The sequence below is a fragment of the Vibrio sp. 10N.222.54.A3 genome (assembly GCF_041474095.1).
Lineage (GTDB): Bacteria > Pseudomonadota > Gammaproteobacteria > Enterobacterales > Vibrionaceae > Vibrio > Vibrio crassostreae_C.
Genome location: NZ_JBFRTN010000003.1, coordinates 1 through 19,591, shown reverse-complemented (window position 1 = coordinate 19,591; position 19,591 = coordinate 1). Strand labels below are relative to the sequence as shown.

Here is a 19,591-nt window from a genome sequence, read left to right as displayed (position 1 = left end):
CAAAGCCACTCTTTATGAGTGGCTTTGTGCTTAATATTTCAAGTTCAGAGGAGGTAATTTCAAAAAGCCCAGATAGGGTTCTGCATTAACCGAAAGATGCCCAGATAACCGTTGCTACCAAAATTGGGCACACAAACTTCACATACATTGGCCAAACCTTACCAAACCAACCAAGTTGAAAATCAGGACTGCCTTGTTCAAGCTCTTTCACTTTTGAAGCTCGGCTCCATACCCAACCACCAAACACACAGAACATCAGTGCAGCGACTGGTTGAAGATACTGAGTTGCAATCATCGCTACCATGCCAAACATCGCAGCAAAGTTGTAAACAATCACCACACTAAACAGCGCGATAGCACCACCAATCACCCAGCTTGTTGGCGTTCGTCTAGTATTGAAACGCTCACTCACTAGCGCAACCGGGCCTTCAAGCATCGAAATCGAAGAAGTCAGTGCAGCAATCGTTAGTAGTAAAAAGAACACAATCGCAAAGATCTGTCCAAGCACACCTAAACTATCAAACATCAACGGCAAAACCGTGAATACTAGAGTGTCAGAGCTTAATAGTGAGCCGTCTTCAGCGTAGATTTGAACACCTTTTTGCATCGCAACAAACATTGCTGGCATCACCACTAATCCAGCAATAAAAGCGACAGCAGTATCCACCAGAGTTACGTTCATCGCCATTTTTGGTAGGTTCTCTTTCTTGCTTAAGTAAGAGCCATAAACCAACATCGAGCAACCGCCAATAGTGAGTGAGAAGAACCCCTGTCCCATTGCCGCCAGAATCAGTTTTCTATCCCACACTTTCTCAAAGTCTGGAATAAGGTAATGTTTTAGGCCTTCCATCGCGCCAGATTGCGTCATGATGTAAACAAACAATAAGCCAAATAAAACAAACAGCGCAGGCATCAAACGAGTCGACCATTTCTCGATGCCTTGCTTAACACCGCCCTGCACAATCAAGATAGTCAGTACATAGAACGCGACGGTACCAAATACGTTGCGCTCAACACTGAAGCCCTTAAACCAATCAGCAATCGCTTCTAGGCCGATAAGATCCGCGACCGCACCAATTAGGAAACAGATCAACCAGCCACCAACAATACTGTAAAACGCCAACACTGCGCTTGGTACACTCAGTCCAACCCAACCGACAAACTCACCGACTTTCTTACCCAAAGGGTTTGTCGTCAAAGATCGCATGCTATCAACTGGGTTTGCTTGGCCGTGACGGCCTATAGCCATCTCAACCACCAACATAGGGAAAGCAACCACGAAGATCATGATCAAATAGACTAAAAGGAAAGCGCCACCACCGTTGCTAGCAACTTGAGTCGGGAAACCCCAAATATTACCCAAGCCAACCGCTGCACCAGCCGCTGCTAAAATAAAACCTAAACGAGAGCTAAAGTGCTCTCTTGAAGAGGAAGATTGTTGGTCCATATCGCCCGCATTAAAAATCAGTGAACTAGTTGAGAAGTACAGTAATAAAAAGCAATGATAGGCACAACCAATAAATGAACAATTCTCTGATTTTTACAATCAATACGCTATTTAGAACAACAAAATTAACAAAAAACCAGTCTTATCGTTCAATTATAAGCAACAAAGCGAAGCAGTAGGCTTAAGAAGGAAATGGATTGAATTGAGATAAATACTCGCCGTGTGGTTCCATTTATACAAACAAAAAGAGCACCGACCGGTGCTCTTACTATTCATCACTAGACTCGAATTAAATTGTGAAGACTTGGTAATCTTTTAAGTTCGGAATGATTTCATGCAGTTCTTGCTCTTGTTCTGCCATCTCATCAAGTGAATCACAGAACTCATTCGCTTCCTCCTGTACTTGTTGAGAGTGTTCTTTCATTCGCTCTTCAACTTTCAGCTTTAATTCAGCCATACTGTCAGCCAGTTCAGTCAGGTTTAGGCCACCGTCTTGTTTCATTTTTTCTGACATCGCATTAAAAGCGCTAGAGATAAATTCTTGGTTAAAGATTTCTTTCGCCTTCTCGAAATCTTCAGACCAACCATTGGCCATCGAATCAAAGCTTTCTGCAGGCAACACTAATTCGCCATCTTTGTAATAACGCGCTTCCAGTTCTGCAAAGTAGGTTTTCATTGATTCTTTTACATTATCAAATGACTCAGGTGAATCCAGGCTAGCCGCGATATCATCAATCACGTCATTGGCTAACGCTAAGCTATCGTTGGCCATTTGTTTCGCTCGAGGTAAGTACTCACTCATGTTTTCGCGATATTTCTCAATCGCCGCTTGTTGGTCGGCATCAAGCTCAACCTTCTCACCATGAATATAGAGGTCGTTGTTATCATCAAAAACGGCCGTATCACCATTCACTTGATGGATTTCGACTTTTTGGTCATCGATTCGCAACTCATTCTTCAAATCAACTCGACATTGAGCCGCAAATGTTGGCAGGCTCACAAAAGAGATTACCGCTGTTAACGATGCGATTAATACACTGTTTTTCATAAATACATTGCTTTTCATAACATCCTCTCATCAATCTGACAGATTACTATACCCTTGGTATATGCTCCTTTGTCAGAGAAACGTTTTATATCTATTAGTCAGTTAGTTAGTCGATAGAGATAACTTCGTAGCAAAACTGTTTATCTGCGACCTTAAACTCAATCTCATCACCAACTTCTTTACCCATTAGAGCCTGGCCAAAAGGTGCATTTGCCGTCACGATGGCAATCTCATTCTCATTCCACGTGACAGAAAGTCCGCCGACTCTCGGCCCCATAAAAAAGTGTTTATATTGATCATGCTCGTCAATGACCACAACGTAACTGCTCACCGTAACCTTCTCACTATCACGCAACACTAAGTTACGATAACACTGAATATCGTCTTCACACTCTTGTACCCTCACCGCTTGACCATGGGCGAGATACGAAGCTTCTAATGCCAATGTATCGTACTTATGTTCAGGCACTGTCTCTTCATCTGTCGCAGCATCAATAGCGCGTTGAGTAGCAGATTGTGCGATACGTAATCGGGATTCAAGTTGCTCTATGATTATTTGGCGAAGCTCAGACTTATTCATACTATTGGGGTACTTTTCTATAGGAGCTACAGAATAGAATTAGGTACAATCAGGTGCAAGACATTTGATTCATCAAGCGACGCTATCATGAATGGGCGCCCGCTTTAGCATCAATACGACACTTAATAACTCAGGTAGAACATAAATGATTGAGCAGAAGCTAAAACAAGTATTCGGATTCGACTCACTGCGCAATGGGCAAAAGCAAGTCATTGATAACGTTCTATCTGGTCACTCGACTGCCGCGATATTCCCGACAGGCTCAGGTAAATCGCTGTGCTATCAATTACCAGCATTAGAGTTACCGCACTTAACCTTGGTGATATCGCCACTGTTAGCCTTGATGAAAGACCAACTCGCTTTCCTGCACAGTAAAGGCATTAGCGCAGCGGCAATCGAATCAAGCCAAGACCGACAAACCACACAACAGGTTATGCAGTCAGTGCGTAACGGTGACACCAAGATCCTCATGATCTCCGTCGAGCGCTTGAAGAACGAACGCTTTCGTCAGTTTATCTCCCAAGTGTCGATCTCACTGCTTGTGGTCGATGAAGCGCACTGTATTTCAGAATGGGGACACAACTTCAGACCCGACTACCTGAAGCTTCCTCAATACCAAAAACAGCTCAATATTCCTCAGGTTCTACTACTGACAGCCACTGCGACTACAGCGGTTATCCAAGATATGAAGTCAAAGTTTGAAATTGATGAGGAGCGCGTTGTGGTTACGGGTTTCTATCGTCAAAATCTCGATCTGTCGATTCAACCTTGTGAACAAACCAGTAAGCTAGAAACCTTGTGCAATGTGGTTAACCAAGCTTCTCTCGCTCCGACTATTGTTTATGTCACCCTTCAACAAACGGCAGAGATGGTGGCTCAGCAGCTTCGCAATGCTGGCGTTAATGCCGTGGCTTACCATGCGGGTCTTAAGCCTGAAAATAGAGATGCTATTCAACACCAATTCATGAATGATGACGTGAGCTGTATCGTCGCAACTATCGCGTTTGGTATGGGCGTGGATAAGTCCAACATTCGCCGAGTGATTCACTTTGACTTACCAAAATCGATCGAAAACTACTCACAAGAGATCGGCAGAGCTGGTCGAGATGGGCAAGCGTCTGAATGTATTTTACTGGCTAACAAACACGGTTTAAGCACACTCGAGAACTTCGTTTTTGGTGATACGCCAGACAACATATCGATCCAAGCGGTATTAAAAGAGATCTACGAAAATCAAAACATTGGCGCTTCTGGCTCGAATCAATGGGAGATCATGCTTAATCAACTATCACGTGAATCCAACATTCGTCAGTTACCGCTAAAAACACTACTGGTGTATCTCGAAATTGAAGGTGTGATTGAGCCCAAGTACAGCTACTTCGCAGACTACAAATTTAAGTTCATTCGTCCGAAACAGCAGATCACAGAGCAATTTCAAAGTGAACGTCGTCAATTTGTCGAAGCGATTTTCCAATGCTCTCCTCAAGCAAGAGTGTGGTGCCAAGTCGACTTCGATGCGCTTTGGACACACTTCCAAGCCGATCGTCAGCGTGTGATTGCGGCTATCGACTACTTCAATGAACAAGGTTGGATTGAACTAGAAAGCAAGCAGATCACCGATGTCTACGCGATCCACAATACTTCTGAAGATATGATGCAACTGTCAGAGCGTCTAACTGAGTTGTTTAAAGCAAAAGAAAACAGCGAGATAAACCGCCTTAACCAAATGCTGAATTTCTTTGAGGCGGATACTTGCCTAAGCTCACGCCTTGCGAGTTATTTTGCCGATGATAAAGCACCAACAAACTGCGGTCACTGCTCTGTATGTCGAGGAGAAGTGGCAATCTTACCAACCGTTGATGTTGAACCTATCGATGATGAGACGGTGATGACATGGATACATGAGTTTATTTCGGCTAGCCAACAGTTGATTACCGACGAAGCGATTACTCGTTTTCTATGTGGAATCGCCACCCCACTTTCAACCAAGCTTAAAGCCAGCAAAATGGTCGGCTACGGAAAGTTAGAGCAACAACCATTCAGTGATACCTTAGCGCGAGTGAAGCAGCTTCCTAGGTAACTCTTACCTATAAAAAAACCGACTAGGCTTTGAGGCTTAGTCGGTATTCATCTCACTCATTATCTTTAAAAGAAGCTCAGCTGACGCATCTGATCTTTAGGTTGTAGCATCACACTTAGGCCAAGCAGGCGTATCTCTCGTCCTTGCTGCCTTTTCAGTATTTCACTAAGCAGCTCTTTGAAGTGTTCACGATCGAGAGAGGCGTGGATGTGCTCAATCGTGGTTTGTTGAAAATCGGCGAACTTGAGCTTAATGCCTTGCTTGATGATCGCTTTGCTTGGACTAGCCTTTTCTAAGCGAGTCTCGAGTTCAGGAAATAGCTTGTCTTCGATTACCTGCCAACATTCAGCGTAAGTTGAAATATTTTGAGTGAAGGTGCGCTCTACGCCTACCGATTTTCGCTCGCGCTCGATGATAACTTCTCGATCATCAATGCCATGACTGCGCTTCCAGAGTGATGCACCTTGACGGCCAAACTTGAGTAGGAGGTCTCGATAGTCAGACTCTTTGATATCCTTACAAGTAAAGAAACCTGCTTGATGCAGCTTTTCTATGCTCACTTTGCCGACACCGGGAATCTTTTCAAGTGGTAGCTCATCGATCACTGATTGCACGTCTTGTGGAGGGATAACAAACTGACCATTGGGCTTATTCAGATCTGAGGCCACTTTCGCCAAGAATTTAATCGGTGCAATTCCTGCAGAAGCTGTCAGGTTCAGTTCGTTCCAAATATCACGGCGAATAGACTCGGCAATAAGTGTTGCTGAACCGTGACACCGCTTAGAATCGGTGACATCAAGGAAAGCTTCATCCAAAGAAAGAGGTTCAATGATTGATGTGTATCGAGAGAAGATTTCGCGGATCTTTTTAGATATCTCGACATAGACCGACATTCTTCCCGGCACAACCAATAGATTAGGACAAAGCTGTAGGGCCTTTCCGGTAGGCATTGCAGAGCGAACACCAAACTTGCGGGCTTCATAATTACAGGTGCTCAAAACGCCGCGTTGCTTTTCATGCCCACCAACAGCTAACGGGCGATTTCGGTAAGCAGGGTTATCACGCATTTCTACAGCCGCGTATGTAAACTACCAGGTGAAAAATGTAGTCTTGAGCGAATGAGTGAGTGAATGACTTTTAAAAATAGATATTTAAATGAAAAAATGCACTTACATAGTTCACTTACAGAAAAATATCGAAAGTCGCAAGGTAAATACCTCATCCTCACTTACATTTTACCACTTGAGAGCCATCTGAGTGTTGGCTTGCCCTTCTTTGGGTTCCAACCCAACACTTAACCCTATCAAGCGAATTCCACGGCCATTTGCTCGTGATAATGCTTCCTTTAATAGAGCAGAGAAAAACGATTTATCAAGACTGGCTTGCTTATGTTCAACCGTTGTTTGCTGGAAGTCATTGAATTTTAGTTTAAGTCCCTGACGGGTTACTCTTTTATCATGAGCAATCTTACTGAATCGTCTCACTAATTCATCATATAGTGATTCAATAGCTTCAAGACATTCAGATTCAGTCCGAATATCTAGAGAAAATGTCCGCTCAACACCAAGAGACTTTCTAATTCTTGTTGTTGTTACCTCACGATGATCGATTCCATGACACCGCTCCCATAGGGAACTACCAAACTTACCAAACTGTTTAAGTAACAGATGCTGATCATAGTTTTTGATATCGATGCCTTTATACAAACCAAGCTTATTCAACTTTTCTAGTGTTACTTTACCAACACCTGGAATCTTGCCTAAATCTAGGTCGTTAACGAATACCTCAATTTCAACTGGTGTTACAACGCAAATTCCATTTGGTTTATTGATATCGGACGCGACCTTTGCAATAAATTTTATAGGGGCTACACCAGCACTAGCCGTAAGCTCTAACTCTGTTTCAATTGTCTTACGAATATCCTCAGCGATTAAAGTTGCCGAGCCTCTAAATAGTTGTGAGTCAGTTACATCAAGATAAGCTTCATCAAGTGATAGAGGCTCAATAAGGTCAGTATAACGAGCAAAGATTGCATGGATCTGCTTGGATACAGCTTTGTATTTATCCATATCTCCGCCGATAACCGTTAAGCTTGGGCATAATTTGAGAGCATGCGCGGTCGCCATTGCCGAACGAACACCATACTTTCTGGCTATATAGTTACATGTTGAGATAACGCCACGTCGGTCCTGAGAACCACCAATAGCTAATGGTATATCTCTCAACTCTGGATTATCTCTCATCTCAACGGCAGCGTAGTAGCAATCAAGATCTATATGAATAATTTTTCTAGTCATGAGGTTCAGTTTGTAGGGTCGAAAAACTGGATCCAATAGAGGTATTAGTTTATCTGCAATTTATAAGCACTCTGGAATTACAAGCACCAATCCACTGTATAGATTAACAGTAGAATAACTACCCTACAATACCTAAAAACAGTCTCTCTAGCCCTTAATTAGAAAATCCCTGTTAGCGGTATTTAAAAACTATCATTTAACGGATTATCTTAGATATCGAAAGAGTGCTAACCTAATCGTCATTCTCACTTATCCACCCCACGCTCAAGGCTACTAATCTCAGCTAACTGTTATTCTCTCATTGACATATTAGGTGCTGTACTGGATACAATTGTGGATTGCCGACTACTAAACAAACAGTTTTACTGATTTATTTTTTCATACGATTCTCCCAGCAAGGGAGCCTACGAACCTCATCCAGCACTTTCAATAGAATTTTGCGGTTAGGTTAGTGAAGTAAGTTGATAACACCAATGATTACTGTATCAAGGGCGAAATTCGACACACTTGCGAGCTATTTATAACTAAAGAAAAGAACATGTTTATTTTTTTGATTGAAGTTATGGTTATTTTTATATTCAGCCAGTAGATTGTTTTAGTCAGATACATGGCCTAAATTCACAACTATTAGAGATATTTACAAGCATGAAAGGCTCATTGAAAAAAAATCGTTATCTTAAGTTCCTCGGTCGTTTGAAAAAAATACAAATTGCTAAGCTTCGCTCTTATGGCTTGCTTACTAGAGAAGAAGCTTATGAGAAGAGAATGTCGCCTATAAAGACAGAAAATAATTCTGATTGGTCTGAAGGTTATGCAAAGACTAGACTAGAACTCTGGGGGTTTCCTGAACTTCAGACAGTAGATCGTAACCCTAGATATAAAGATCAAATAAAACTGCACGCCAAGAGAAAGTCCTTACCACATATGCTTACACCTGATTTCGTCGTTGGAACACATAAAATCACAGCTAATGACCCAAATGATTTTTATTTGGACGCCCATGAAATTACGGAAGGTTTATGGGGTAACTTTAATGACAATAAAAACAAATTTCCTGATGGAAACCCGATTAAGGCTATGTATGAGGAGATGAATAATACTAGTTACACATCTGAGAAGCCGTATCGTCTCATTTTGAACGAGCTCAATACTGATCTAAGAAATTCTCTTTACAAGAGTGTAATAGACAAAACATCAAAATACTCTGCAAAGCGTGGAGGGAACACATCAAAATTCGGCATGATCAGCGTCATGTCAAATAAAAATACTAGTATAGCGATGGTCGTTTATACTAAGTTAATTTTATCTATTTTTGACGATATGCTTATTCCTTTTGCAAAAAGCGAATTACCATCGATTCTTCCAACACTATCATCAATGAAACAAGATTTAGTTATTCCTACAGGTGTTGGGGAACTTAAATCACTGTGTATGCCTTTTGATGGTAAATGGACGTTTTGGTTATTAATCGGTTATGGTCCGTTTAAAAATAAAGATTTACTTATCGTAAATTCTACTGGCTTATCGGCGTTAGATAACAGCTGCGAAGTAAAAAAATGGTTATTCTCAATTCTTTACAAGAATTCAGCTATTTAACCAGTCTGATGTACAGATTTTACTGGGGAATTCAAAGTTAGATAACACTATTCGTTACCTTGAAATTTAGTTTGAAGAGGCTTTCAGAGGAGACTGGTTACCGACATCCGCTGAAACAGGCTTTTCTCTACTTCTGAGAAGTCGGTGCTCCATTCCGTGCTGACAACTAGGAAGAAATCCTTCTCAGTTGCTTTCCAACTCATAAGAATTCCTCGTAGTTGAACTGTTGTCAAATTTGCAATACTTGCCTTAGCGATGAAAAAGTTCAGTTGTTTCTGATTCTGCAACAGCTCCCACCGGCTCAAATTGTGCAACAGCTTGTTGCACAATTTTCTTTAAACACTTCTGCCCCTAAACGTGTTTAGAGCATAAGAAACTATCAATAGATTAATTTGTGTGTAAGCCTGCTGCACCAGTTTTTTTAGTCCCAGATACGACAAAGCCACAGAATGTTTGTCATTCAAATCGAAGAGGGAACACATTCTGTGTGCAGCGTCGGGTGTTTTATCACCAAAGTATATGGAAGGGAAAGCACCTAGACTTATCATATGTCCTCGGTGGTCTGCTTTGCAATTAAGCCAAGTTCAATTCGATACAATTACTTCTGGCCAGACAGTAAATAGTATCTCCAAGAAAAAGCAGGGATACCCGAGGCTCTCAACGTTAGTTTAAAGCTAAGAACTGTATGTGGCAAGCTTACTTCTGCCCCATTGTGTGTTTCGATCCCACTAAGCGCTACCGACTAACATGACTTTTTCAAAAATAAAACTAATACAATAAGTCAATTGCTATATACCAGATTGGCTCAACTCATTAGTTGAAATTCACTAAACTTAGCAAAATTAGGTGTGTTTGAACTACCACTAAAGGTATAAAGCATAAGTCCTTTTGCTTGGCCGTTTAATGTCTTCGCAGAGCCAATGACTTGCCAAGAGCGTTTTTGATTACATTCCAAGAACGCAGTGATAGTACCATCATTTTTTTCTATCTTAACTGAGGCTGTCGTGCCTTCAAATGTGCTAAGTTGTTTGATCTCTGGTTGACCATTTTGCTCTACAACAAACACAATGGAAGGCTCGCCCATGAACATTTCTTTACTAATTTTGATGTAGTTATCGTTGTCCCAGTAAATGCCTAGGCCAGCTTGTTCAAATGGCAAGGTTGGCTCTAAGGTGATGGTTACTTCTGCGCTATAATTGGGTTGAGATACTGGGTAGATGAAAATGTTATCCACGTCACTTGAACCCGCGCCAAAAATATTGCCCTCTTGCACTTGCATCGACAACAGCCCGTTATCAAATGACCAATGGCTTGGGTTCTCATTTTGAATGTACCAGTCGTTTAAATTCTTCATTTCGGACTCCTTGGGTTTAGATCATGCGTTGGCGAAGGCTATAAAAAATATCTTCAAGGTCGCCAAGTTTTTGCTGCTCTATGCGCTTTAGCTGTTGCTGCACCGTGTCATACATGAGCTTATTGTTCATGTCATTCAGTGTCGCATAGTGGTGGGTACGACGACCTAAAATAAAGTTATTTTGATCGTTTTCGTTCATCAACATGAAGTGATCAATGGTACGTAAAAACGCCTCTTTATCATGCGGAAATTGTCCATTGAGTTCCGTCAGCAAATTTATCCCATGATAATTACCGTAATTGCTTTTGATGCCATCTAATTGGCTGATCAATTGAAATTGTTCTTCCAACATCTCACGCTCTGAAAGTGGCGTAAACTGGCCGTTTTGAACCATATCATCCAACTCAGTACCAGGTTTTACCGCTAGCGATAATATTCGGATCTCCTCAGGGTCAATCTGGTTTAATAGCTGGGCAGTCTGTGCGATATGGTGCTCGGACAACGCCTTCCCACCTAAGCCAAGAATGATGAATGTCATCATTTTCATACCCGCCTGCTTCGCGTACTCGGCTGATTTCAAAATTGACTTAGGGGTGATCCCTTTTTTCATCAACTTGAGTACCTCAAGCGAGCCCGACTCCATACCGCAATACAGCATGTTTAACCCTGCATCGCAGATAGCCCTCATCTCGGCTGGAGACTTTTTAGTCATGGTTTGAGCTCTGCCATATGAGCTAATTTGTGTGAGCTCCGGGAACGCCTCTTTTAGTGTATTGAGCACATCCAGTAAATCGTCCGTTTCCATTGCAAAGGAATCACCATCTTGCAAAAAACAGCTCTCAAACTGTCGGTTTTTATAGAAGGCTCGTGCCGCCCAGATATCACGTTTGATCTCTTCGACAGGACGAATAGAGAACTCCATCCCTTCAAACAGAGTACAGAACTTACATTTATTCCACGGGCAGCCTTGTGTTGTCCGTATCAGCAAACTGTCTGCTTCAGAGGGTGGGCGTATTGGACCTTGTTGAAATTGTATCTGTGTCATGGCTTATCTATCCATCAATGAAATCAATAAGCGCATGCTACGTAATTTAAAGCACAGTAAAAACTGGGGCTAGTTTGATTTATTATCAAATTAAAATAGACAATCCATTATCAATCTATTTTTGATAATAAATCAAATGGGAGGTTGTTTATGGATGTGAATGCGTGTCGTACTATACATCCAACCCAACAAGGCAGCGAAGGCATCGTTTGATAAGCTGCATAACGTTATGATGAGGAATACCCTATGAGCAAGTTAACTATCGTTGCAAACATCGTTGCTAATGAAGACAAAATTGAACTAGTAAAAGCAGAACTGCTAAAACTAATCGACATCACACGCGCTGAAGAAGGCTGCATTAACTACGACCTTCACCAAGATAACGAGAACCCAGCACACTTCATGTTCTACGAGAACTGGACTTCACGTGAACTTTGGCAGACACACATGGCAAACACGCACCTAGCCGAGTACATGGCAGCAACAGAAGGCTCAGTGGCAAGCTTCACGCTAAACGAAATGACGCAAATCGCATAAATAGTTTTTGATTCTGTAGTGTTTGGAAGGAAGGTCATCATGACCTTCTTTTTTTGCCTGTCGATGTAGTGAAAATAATGATTATTGATATCTGGTTCTATCTAGCTGCGATACCTGCTGTGTTCTTTTATGGGATGGGAAAAGGCGGTGTTGGAGGGATTTTGGGTATGCTCTCGGTGCCATTAATGGCAATGAGTGTTTCGCCTGTCCAAGCCGCTGCTATTCTATTGCCACTTTTATGTGGAATGGATCTAATGGCGCTGTTTTATCATCGTAAAAATTGCAATTATGCCGAACTCAAAGTCATGATGCCTTTTGCTGTGTTAGGGGTTATGGCCGCTTCTTACTTCATGGGCAGCCTTCCGACACACATTGTTGAACTAATGATTGGTGGATTGGCGCTGACTTTTTTGGGGCAAAAATTATTGTTGAAGCAATCAGGTTCACCTAACCGAATCAAAGGCTACGCATTAAACCTATTATCAGGTTTTTCGAGTACGATAGCTCATGCAGGGGGACCGCCAGCAAGCATGTATTTGCTACCCAAGAAACTGCCTAAAGAGCAACTTATCGGCACCAGCGTTGTGTTTTTCGCTGGGCTTAATTTTGTTAAGTTAGTCCCATACAGTTATATGGGACAACTCGATACACAAAACTTGATGACATCACTCGTGCTTGTACCTATTGCATTTATAGGGGTGAGAACCGGTGTTTGGTTGGTTAACATCATCTCTCAAGAGCTGATTTACAAAATCAGCTACAGCGTATTATTCATTACGGCTATAAAAATGTTGTACTCCGGAGTCGCTACGTTATAAGCCATCGTCAGTATCTTATAGCGCTCTTTTTTCTGCTAATTGCTCAAGTATCACGTTCGTTCTCTCTCTAAATAAATCTCTTAACAGCCGAACCGTTGGTGTGATGGACTGACGGCTCGGACAAACCAACCAGAGTTCAGTCGGCGTTGGTTTGTACTCCTTCATAATACTAACCACTCGACCTGCTAAAAGGTCATCAGACATATCAAGGCACGATTTGATTGCCACACCTTTACCTGCAACACACCAACGCCTCACCAGATCCCCATCATTCGAAGCTCGATTGCCTTTCAGTTTTACCTTATGAGTCGTACCCTCATGACTGAATAACCACTCATTTTGTAACACATCGTGCAATTGATAAAACAACGCATTGTGCTCAAGCAGATCGTTCGGCTGTGTGGGGGCTGGATTTTCCGCTAAATAGCTAGGGCTTGCACACAGCACTCTCTGTACATCACAGATTTTAAAGCCATACATATTGGCATCGGTTGGTGAGCCATAGCGCAGAGCCATGTCGACAGAATCACGGTAGAAATCAATATTGCTATCGCTAATACTTGAACGCAGTGAGACATTCGGGTATTGCAATAAAAACTCATCTAACCAAGGAGTAATAAGGTTACGCCCCAAATCAGACGATAGCGCGATACGAATTTCACCATCAATAATGCCCAAGTCTTCATGCATATTCATTTTGGCCTGCTCAAGCATCTTTAGCGCCTCTTGACACTGAGGTAAATAACGCTCCCCAGCAGAGGACAATCGCAAGTGACGGGTTGTACGGACAAAAAGCTCCGCGCCCAGTGATGCCTCAACGCGCTTTACCGCTGCACTGGCTGTGGCGGTACGCATATCTAAATTGGTTGCCGCTGCGGTGATGCTGCGAAACTCCGCGACTTTTAAAATAACCTGTAAATCTTCTAAGAGCATGATGAGACCTTTACCAGAAAAAGGGACAGCAGTATTTGCTGCGTTTCTACTATTTATAAAGCAGTCTTGACGACAGAACAATCTGCATTCAAATTATTTTTGATAATAATTCAAATTAAAACCTGTTTTTCATTGTTAATAACTCGCCTATCATAGCTTCATTCAAACAAACCCGACTAAACACAAGACCTAGCGCATACGTTTATGATTATCAATTTATTTTAGATAATGTTTAAAAAATAATTAGATAATCCATGACGATTCATTGACTACACTGATTGGTGTTGCCAGTGCTTACGGCAAGCTACAGAAATAAGGTGTTGTTTTTTTTTAGGGTTATTATTGTTGTTAACAAGTAGAGAGATAAAGGAATTAAACATGACTAAATTGACTATTGTTGCAAATATTGTTGCGAACGAAGATAAAGTTGAACTGGTTAAAGCAGAGCTATTGAAGCTGATTGATATCACGCGTGCTGAAGAAGGCTGCATTAACTACGACCTTCATCAAGACAACGAAAACCCAGCACATTTTATGTTTTACGAGAACTGGGTATCTCGTGAGCTATGGCAAGCACACATGGGTAATACTCACCTTGCAGAATACATGGCAGCGACGGAAGGGTGTGTTGCAAGTTTCACGCTAAATGAAATGACGCAAATCGCTTAACTTTACATTAGATGGGTATCAGCCATTTATTACGAACCAAAATCAAGTGAATCCCACTAAGGTACATGAAATGAAAAACGTAAAATCACTTTTAGCCATTGCGGTAGCAACCCTCTTTAATACCGCTCAAGCAGCAGAGATCGAAGTCGTCGCTGAGCTTGACGGCACCCGCCCTGGGAACATCACTGTGACTGAACAAGGCCGCACATTCCTTTCAATGCAGCCTCTTGATGGTCCAAAATATCGCGTTGTTGAACTGATGAAAGATGGTTCAACTCAGCCTTTCCCAAGCGAAGATTGGGCGGATGGTCCAGAGACTGGTAAGGTTGGTCTATCGTCAGTCATTGGTATTGATAGTACCGAAGATGGTGTGGTTTGGATTCTCGACATGGGCAGTGCTGACGCTTCAGCGCAGATTGTGGCTTGGGATACAGTAAACAACAAGCTATTTAAACGCATCGAGATAAGCAAAGATGTTACTGTCGGCAACTCTTTCCTACAGGATTTCGCTTTAGATACCAAACGTAACCAGATGTACATTGCAGATACCAGCCTTGGTAACTTGTTCGGTGACCCAGCACCTGCGTTTGTTGTTGTGGATTTAGAGACGGGGGAATCTCGCCGCGTTCTTGAATCTTACAAGGCGCTACTATCACCAGAGCATGATGTGGTGATTGATGGTTCACTGATGGGGGCAAAGCGTGAAGATGGTAGCTCTGATGCGCTTTACCTTGGACTGAACCCAGTAACGATTGATGCTGCAAACGAGTGGGTATATTTCGGCACGGTGAATGGCAGTGCGATTTACCGACTACCAGCGGGTGCGCTTGCAAACGAGAAGCTGACAGATAAAGAGCTTGCTCAATCTATCGAGTTCTACAATGAAAAACGCCCAAGTGACGGCATGATCATTGCCGATAACGGTGATATCTATGTCGGCGATGTTGAGAAAAACGCTGTGAGCATTGTAACGAGTGAGAGCTTCAAGACGTTTGCACAAGATGACAAATTGCTGTCATGGGCAGATGGCTTCTCAATTCAGGGTGGTTACCTCTACGTGACGCAAAATTCTCTGCATCTAAATCCAGCCCTTAATGAAGGCGAAGAAGGTGCGAGCAAACCGTTCCATGTTTTACGCATCAAACTAGATTAAGACGACCGTAGATAGACACGTCAATATAAAGCGTATGTATTTCATCAATGCATACGCTTTTTTATTAAGTGTAAATCGGTATCTGTCAATTTATATTTGATAATGACTCAAACATTAGGCTGTTTTTGATTGGGTTTTAGGCTTGTATTCTTAGTCCATCAGCAACGATAAGAGCGAAAGAACAATGAATAAAAAAATCACAATGGGTGTAACAGATTTATCATTTCATCGCACGGCCGCTTCATTGGTTAGCAATTAGCAATGTATTGAAAAGTATGGGTTTCGAAGTTGAGCGAATCTTTTCCCCGCATCAGGAAAATTTTGAAAAACTGAAAACGGGTGAAATCGATATGCTCTCTTCTGCTTGGTTACCATCGAGCCATGGTATCTATAAGTCGGACGTTGAAAAAGTTGAGCCATTAATCGAGCTTGGACTTCATTACGAACCTTACGCACTGTGGGGTGTGGCGGATTTATTGAAGCCTGAAGTCGTCGAGCAAATGAGACCTAAAATTCAAGGTATTAATCCAGGAGCTGGAATCACTCGCTTCTCTATCCAGATGATGGAAGAGTACGGTTTAAGTAAAGCAGGCTATGAGTTTTTTACAGGCAGTGAAGACGACTGTTTTAGTGCTTTTGAAGATGCCGTCGCAAATAAAGAGTGGGTCATTGTGCCGCTATGGAAACCGCAATTTCTTCACTATCGTTATGATATTCGCGAGCTTATAGAGCCGAAAGGGCTGCTTGGAATTGTAGACCGAGCTGTACTGTTACTGAGAGATGATAAGAAAAATCTATTTACTGATGAACAGCTTAAAACCTTAGATTCATTACGTTTCTCCAACGATATTATTGCCGAGCTTGATTATAAAGTGTGCCGAGAGGGTAAACCGCAAGATGAAGTGACGTATGAATGGTTAGCTGCACAAGGTGTTATCTAACTAGGTTAACAGGTAAGTATCTCAACACTACTCGGTCGAGCAGTGTGATTATCAAAAATATATTGAATGTAATTAAAAGATTAGGCGGTTTATCTAGGGTAAAAAATCTCTATGATGAAGGTGTCCAATCAAAGGAGAAACAACATGCCAGCACCAACAACAATGAAAGCAATTGGTTTTACTCAATCACTAGCAATTACAGAGCAAGACAGCTTATTCGAGTTTGAAACAAGCCTGCCAGAGCTAAAAGACAATGACCTGCTGGTAAAAGTGAGTGCGACCTCGATTAACCCAGCAGATGCAAAAATACGTATCCGCAACGCACAAGATAAAACCCTAGAGCAGCCAAAAGTATTGGGCTATGACGCGGTGGGTGAAGTGGTTGCTAAAGGTGGCAATGTTTCAGGCTTCGAAATTGGTGACCGTGTTTATTACGCAGGTGATGTGACACGTATGGGTGCGAATGCTGAGTACCAAGCGGTCGATTACCGAATTACAGCTCACGCCCCAAAAAGCCTTTCTGACGAATCAGCAGCCGTTATGCCTCTCGCTACATTGACAGGTTGGGAAGCCTTGTTTGATCGCCTACGCGTTCGTCCAGAAGAGAAGAAATCTATCCTGATTATTGGTGGCGCAGGCGGTGTCGGCTCGATTACGATTCAATTGGCGAAGCAGCTCACTAACTTAACAGTGATTGCGACCGCTTCAAGACCAGAGACTGAGCAGTGGGTAAGAGATATGGGCGCTGACCATATTGTGAATCACCGCAATCTAGTGGAGTCGGTACGTGAGCAAGGCATTCAACATGTGGACTACATCTTCAACGTTGCAGATACCAAAGGTCACTGGGATGCAATGGTCGAGTTGATTGCTCCGCAAGGCATGATCAGTTCAATTGTAGAATTTGATGGTGGTGTTGACCTATCAAAACTACAAGGCAAATCAGCTGGCTTTATCTGGGAGCTGATGTTTACTCGCTCGCTGTTTAACACTGACGATATCCAGAAGCAGCAAGATATCCTGTTCCAAGCGGCAAACTTGATTGATGCTGGCCGCATTAAATCAACACTCACTACAACATTAAATGGCTTTGGTGTTGAGACGTTAAAAGACGCACACCAACGTATCGAAAGCAGCGCGTCAATTGGCAAAACTGCAATTAAATACTAACTCAGACTTATAAAAACGGGATTTTTGATGAAACTGTATATCTACGAGCATTGTCCATTTTGTGCCCGTGTTGTTTATGTTGCTAATGCACTGAAGCTTAACGTTGAATACCAAGTTGTGGATTACGCTGATGCGCAAACTCTGATTGATTTAATCGGTCAAAAAATGGTGCCAGTTTTGGAGAAAACGGATGGCAACGTGATGGCGGAAAGCATGGATATCATTGCTTACTTTATCGAGCAAGCTGGTATTGATGCGGTAGCCGCACCATCAGAAGAGACGTTGGCATTTCAGCGTGAGGCATTCCCTTTGATTCAAAGAATTGGCTACCCTCGCTGGACGAAACTGAATCTAAAAGAGTTCGCGACTGAAGCAAGTGTTACTGCATGGCAAGCGAAGAAAGAGACAGAAGAGCTGAACTTTGTTCGCCTGTTAGAAAGCACAGAGCAAATTGTTGCAGATGTAAACGCACAGTTGCTTAACGCTGAAGCGTTGATCCAACCGAATGCGGGTAAATCACCACTGCCTCTGGTTGATCAGGCTATCTACTTCTCGCTACTGCGCGGCTTCTTTGTTGAGCCCACCGTTACTTGGCCGCAAGAGCTTAAGTTATGGCTGGAAACAAACAGTAATGAGCTAGGTGCTAGTATACTAACTGTCTAGACTGGTTGGACGAAAGCGTATTAATTAGGCCCGAGTTATCAAGATGGTAGCTCGTTTTTTTTATTAATATAACCAGTCAAACTTAAAAACAGTAAAACCTGTGATTTCTTTTTACTCATTACTATTCCTCTTCCCCTAGAAGTAACCTCAAGGCAGGTTGGAAATCTTTACGACGTGATTTTCCATACCTGTAGTTATTCATTTATTTCTAATTTAGCAAAATCCCAAACACGAAAATGTCCAAAAGCTTCTCGGATTGAATTTTTACCCGTGGCACTTTCTAACAAAGTGCCTCCTAGCTCGGATCTGCCCCAAAGTGAGCCAGAGAGGGATTAAACTCAGTTTCAAACCCTTCAACTTGCCTTACTTTTTTTATGCCTAGAGTTCCAACAATGTAGCTAAATTTTCTAATCCACAACAGACTGACCTTCAATCACACTTACGCACGAATATGTTGCTCAACTATCTCTAAGTTGTTGAATAATAAAAAACTAAAGGAAAGCTTTTGATTGATAACGTGCCTTGAGTCGGAAGCAATGTGTGCTTGCACGATATTAAAATGTTAGGCTTCTTTTTGGCAATGGATAGGTATAGGTACATAAATTGGAAGAATTAGTTATTAAAAACACAATCACAATGATTGGAGTGATGTTTGCTGCAATTGTCGGCGGATTCTTTTCGCTAATGAATTTGGTTTCTTCCAAAGAGCAAAAGGTTTCAGAATTTCGACAAGATTGGATTAATTCATTAAGAGAATCAATTTCCTCTTACATAGCTTCGCTGTATTATTTGTCTACTTTATATAAGCATTATGTTGAGCAGCACCCCGACAAGAAAAACCGATTCGAAATGACAAAAGGTGTCGAAGAGACTTACTCTCAAGTAAATAAAATGTACAACGACATAATCTTTCGTATAAATGAGAATGAAAAGAAACCTCACCTTAAGAAGTTAAATGACGACTTCCTTGCCGCGCTTGAAGAATCGAGAGATCTTTTTAACAAAAATGAGTTCAAAGAAGTTAAAGTCAGTTGTAATAAAGTAAGAAGCTATGCCAAACCATTACTTAAAATAGAGTGGGAACGGGTCAAGTCGGGTGAGCCAGCTTATCGATACTCTAAGTATTTCTCAGTTGCAATATTGGTTGTTGGAGTTTCAATATTCTCTTATACATCTTATAAAATAATTGACACTGCATTAGTTAGCCCTAGTCAAACCGAAACCGTAATAGAGTCAAAGCCTAACAAATAAGGATTAAGG

At 42.0% G+C, this 19,591-nt stretch carries 16 protein-coding genes and 2 pseudogenes; 10 read left to right on the top strand and 8 right to left on the bottom strand.

Going from position 1 to position 19,591, the window contains the following annotated elements; all coding sequences use genetic code 11:
* Positions 1–85: 85 nt before the first annotated feature.
* The 3 genes from AB4507_RS00395 to AB4507_RS00385 all read right to left on the bottom strand — a co-directional run bounded on the left by AB4507_RS00395 (position 86) and on the right by AB4507_RS00385 (position 3,075).
* Positions 86–1,447, bottom strand: a complete 1,362-nt coding sequence (locus AB4507_RS00395) for a sodium-dependent transporter (protein WP_017059919.1) — start codon at positions 1,445–1,447, stop codon at positions 86–88.
* A 289-nt stretch (positions 1,448–1,736) separates the two neighbouring features.
* A complete protein-coding gene (locus AB4507_RS00390; RefSeq protein ID WP_372182039.1) occupies positions 1,737–2,513 on the bottom strand; it encodes a YggN family protein in 777 nt (258 codons plus the stop codon).
* A gap of 88 nt (positions 2,514–2,601) precedes the next feature.
* Positions 2,602–3,075 carry a GreA/GreB family elongation factor gene (locus AB4507_RS00385; RefSeq protein ID WP_017059917.1) on the bottom strand — a complete coding sequence of 158 codons (474 nt, stop codon included), beginning with the start codon at positions 3,073–3,075 and terminating at the stop codon, positions 2,602–2,604.
* 145 nt (positions 3,076–3,220) lie between these two features.
* On the opposite strand from AB4507_RS00385, the gene AB4507_RS00380 reads away from it, so the two are divergent.
* Positions 3,221–5,155 (top strand): ATP-dependent DNA helicase RecQ, encoded by a 1,935-nt coding sequence (locus tag AB4507_RS00380; protein ID WP_017059916.1) that lies wholly within the window; start codon positions 3,221–3,223, stop codon positions 5,153–5,155.
* A gap of 65 nt (positions 5,156–5,220) precedes the next feature.
* On the opposite strand, the pseudogene dinB (AB4507_RS00375) reads toward AB4507_RS00380, so the two are convergent.
* Positions 5,221–6,237 (bottom strand): annotated as a pseudogene (gene dinB / locus AB4507_RS00375) (DNA polymerase IV); the annotation flags it as partial.
* 153 nt (positions 6,238–6,390) lie between these two features.
* Positions 6,391–7,452, bottom strand: coding sequence for a DNA polymerase IV (dinB, locus tag AB4507_RS00370; RefSeq protein WP_102281784.1), 1,062 nt, complete (start codon positions 7,450–7,452; stop codon positions 6,391–6,393).
* Positions 7,453–8,097: 645 nt separating this feature from the next.
* On the opposite strand from dinB (AB4507_RS00370), the gene AB4507_RS00365 reads away from it, so the two are divergent.
* Positions 8,098–9,048 (top strand): hypothetical protein, encoded by a 951-nt coding sequence (locus tag AB4507_RS00365; RefSeq protein ID WP_102281783.1) that lies wholly within the window; start codon positions 8,098–8,100, stop codon positions 9,046–9,048.
* A gap of 805 nt (positions 9,049–9,853) precedes the next feature.
* Here AB4507_RS00365 and AB4507_RS00360 read toward each other — a convergent pair.
* A complete protein-coding gene (locus tag AB4507_RS00360; protein ID WP_102281779.1) occupies positions 9,854–10,402 on the bottom strand; it encodes a DUF1349 domain-containing protein in 549 nt (182 codons plus the stop codon).
* Between the two features lie 16 nt (positions 10,403–10,418).
* The gene (locus tag AB4507_RS00355; RefSeq protein ID WP_102281777.1) at positions 10,419–11,447 is read right to left on the bottom strand and encodes a radical SAM protein; all 1,029 of its coding nucleotides are present in this window, start codon (positions 11,445–11,447) and stop codon (positions 10,419–10,421) included.
* A gap of 246 nt (positions 11,448–11,693) precedes the next feature.
* Here AB4507_RS00355 and AB4507_RS00350 point away from each other — a divergent pair, with 246 nt between their 5' ends.
* Both AB4507_RS00350 and AB4507_RS00345 read left to right on the top strand, forming a co-directional pair.
* Entirely contained in the window at positions 11,694–11,984 is a 291-nt protein-coding gene (locus AB4507_RS00350; protein WP_102281775.1) for a putative quinol monooxygenase, read from the top strand.
* Between the two features lie 77 nt (positions 11,985–12,061).
* A complete protein-coding gene (locus AB4507_RS00345) occupies positions 12,062–12,802 on the top strand; it encodes a sulfite exporter TauE/SafE family protein (RefSeq protein WP_102281773.1) in 741 nt (246 codons plus the stop codon).
* Between the two features lie 15 nt (positions 12,803–12,817).
* Here AB4507_RS00345 and AB4507_RS00340 read toward each other — a convergent pair whose 3' ends face one another.
* Positions 12,818–13,735, bottom strand: coding sequence for a LysR family transcriptional regulator (locus AB4507_RS00340; protein ID WP_102281771.1), 918 nt, complete (start codon positions 13,733–13,735; stop codon positions 12,818–12,820).
* Positions 13,736–14,113: 378 nt separating this feature from the next.
* Between AB4507_RS00340 and AB4507_RS00335 the strand changes: the two genes are divergently transcribed.
* The 6 genes and pseudogenes from AB4507_RS00335 (at position 14,114) to AB4507_RS00310 (ending at position 19,582) form a co-directional block, all read left to right on the top strand.
* On the top strand, positions 14,114–14,404 hold the full coding sequence (locus tag AB4507_RS00335) for a putative quinol monooxygenase (protein ID WP_102281769.1): 291 nt from the start codon (positions 14,114–14,116) through the stop codon (positions 14,402–14,404).
* Positions 14,405–14,474: 70 nt separating this feature from the next.
* On the top strand, positions 14,475–15,557 hold the full coding sequence (locus AB4507_RS00330) for an L-dopachrome tautomerase-related protein (protein WP_102548266.1): 1,083 nt from the start codon (positions 14,475–14,477) through the stop codon (positions 15,555–15,557).
* Positions 15,558–15,759: 202 nt separating this feature from the next.
* Positions 15,760–16,498, top strand: a pseudogene (locus AB4507_RS00325) (glycine betaine ABC transporter substrate-binding protein).
* A gap of 144 nt (positions 16,499–16,642) precedes the next feature.
* Positions 16,643–17,668 (top strand): zinc-binding alcohol dehydrogenase family protein, encoded by a 1,026-nt coding sequence (locus AB4507_RS00320; RefSeq protein WP_102281765.1) that lies wholly within the window; start codon positions 16,643–16,645, stop codon positions 17,666–17,668.
* A 27-nt stretch (positions 17,669–17,695) separates the two neighbouring features.
* Positions 17,696–18,331, top strand: a complete 636-nt coding sequence (grxB, locus tag AB4507_RS00315; RefSeq protein WP_102281763.1) for a glutaredoxin 2 — start codon at positions 17,696–17,698, stop codon at positions 18,329–18,331.
* A 603-nt stretch (positions 18,332–18,934) separates the two neighbouring features.
* Positions 18,935–19,582 (top strand): hypothetical protein, encoded by a 648-nt coding sequence (locus AB4507_RS00310; RefSeq protein ID WP_102281762.1) that lies wholly within the window; start codon positions 18,935–18,937, stop codon positions 19,580–19,582.
* The last annotated feature ends 9 nt before the right edge of the window (positions 19,583–19,591 follow it).

What these genes read in the sequence shown, in the direction of transcription:
- AB4507_RS00390 (WP_372182039.1), bottom strand. Translation starts at nt 2,513, where the DNA reads ATGAAAAGCAATGTATTTATGAAAAACAGTGTATTAATCGCATCGTTA.
- AB4507_RS00385 (WP_017059917.1), bottom strand. Translation starts at nt 3,075, where the DNA reads ATGAATAAGTCTGAGCTTCGCCAAATAATCATAGAGCAACTTGAATCC.
- AB4507_RS00365 (WP_102281783.1), top strand. Translation starts at nt 8,098, where the DNA reads ATGAAAGGCTCATTGAAAAAAAATCGTTATCTTAAGTTCCTCGGTCGT.
- dinB (WP_102281784.1), bottom strand. Translation starts at nt 7,452, where the DNA reads ATGACTAGAAAAATTATTCATATAGATCTTGATTGCTACTACGCTGCC.
- AB4507_RS00350 (WP_102281775.1), top strand. Translation starts at nt 11,694, where the DNA reads ATGAGCAAGTTAACTATCGTTGCAAACATCGTTGCTAATGAAGACAAA.
- grxB (WP_102281763.1), top strand. Translation starts at nt 17,696, where the DNA reads ATGAAACTGTATATCTACGAGCATTGTCCATTTTGTGCCCGTGTTGTT.
- AB4507_RS00355 (WP_102281777.1), bottom strand. Translation starts at nt 11,447, where the DNA reads ATGACACAGATACAATTTCAACAAGGTCCAATACGCCCACCCTCTGAA.
- AB4507_RS00340 (WP_102281771.1), bottom strand. Translation starts at nt 13,735, where the DNA reads ATGCTCTTAGAAGATTTACAGGTTATTTTAAAAGTCGCGGAGTTTCGC.
- AB4507_RS00335 (WP_102281769.1), top strand. Translation starts at nt 14,114, where the DNA reads ATGACTAAATTGACTATTGTTGCAAATATTGTTGCGAACGAAGATAAA.
- AB4507_RS00360 (WP_102281779.1), bottom strand. Translation starts at nt 10,402, where the DNA reads ATGAAGAATTTAAACGACTGGTACATTCAAAATGAGAACCCAAGCCAT.
- AB4507_RS00330 (WP_102548266.1), top strand. Translation starts at nt 14,475, where the DNA reads ATGAAAAACGTAAAATCACTTTTAGCCATTGCGGTAGCAACCCTCTTT.
- AB4507_RS00395 (WP_017059919.1), bottom strand. Translation starts at nt 1,447, where the DNA reads ATGGACCAACAATCTTCCTCTTCAAGAGAGCACTTTAGCTCTCGTTTA.
- AB4507_RS00380 (WP_017059916.1), top strand. Translation starts at nt 3,221, where the DNA reads ATGATTGAGCAGAAGCTAAAACAAGTATTCGGATTCGACTCACTGCGC.
- AB4507_RS00345 (WP_102281773.1), top strand. Translation starts at nt 12,062, where the DNA reads ATGATTATTGATATCTGGTTCTATCTAGCTGCGATACCTGCTGTGTTC.
- AB4507_RS00320 (WP_102281765.1), top strand. Translation starts at nt 16,643, where the DNA reads ATGCCAGCACCAACAACAATGAAAGCAATTGGTTTTACTCAATCACTA.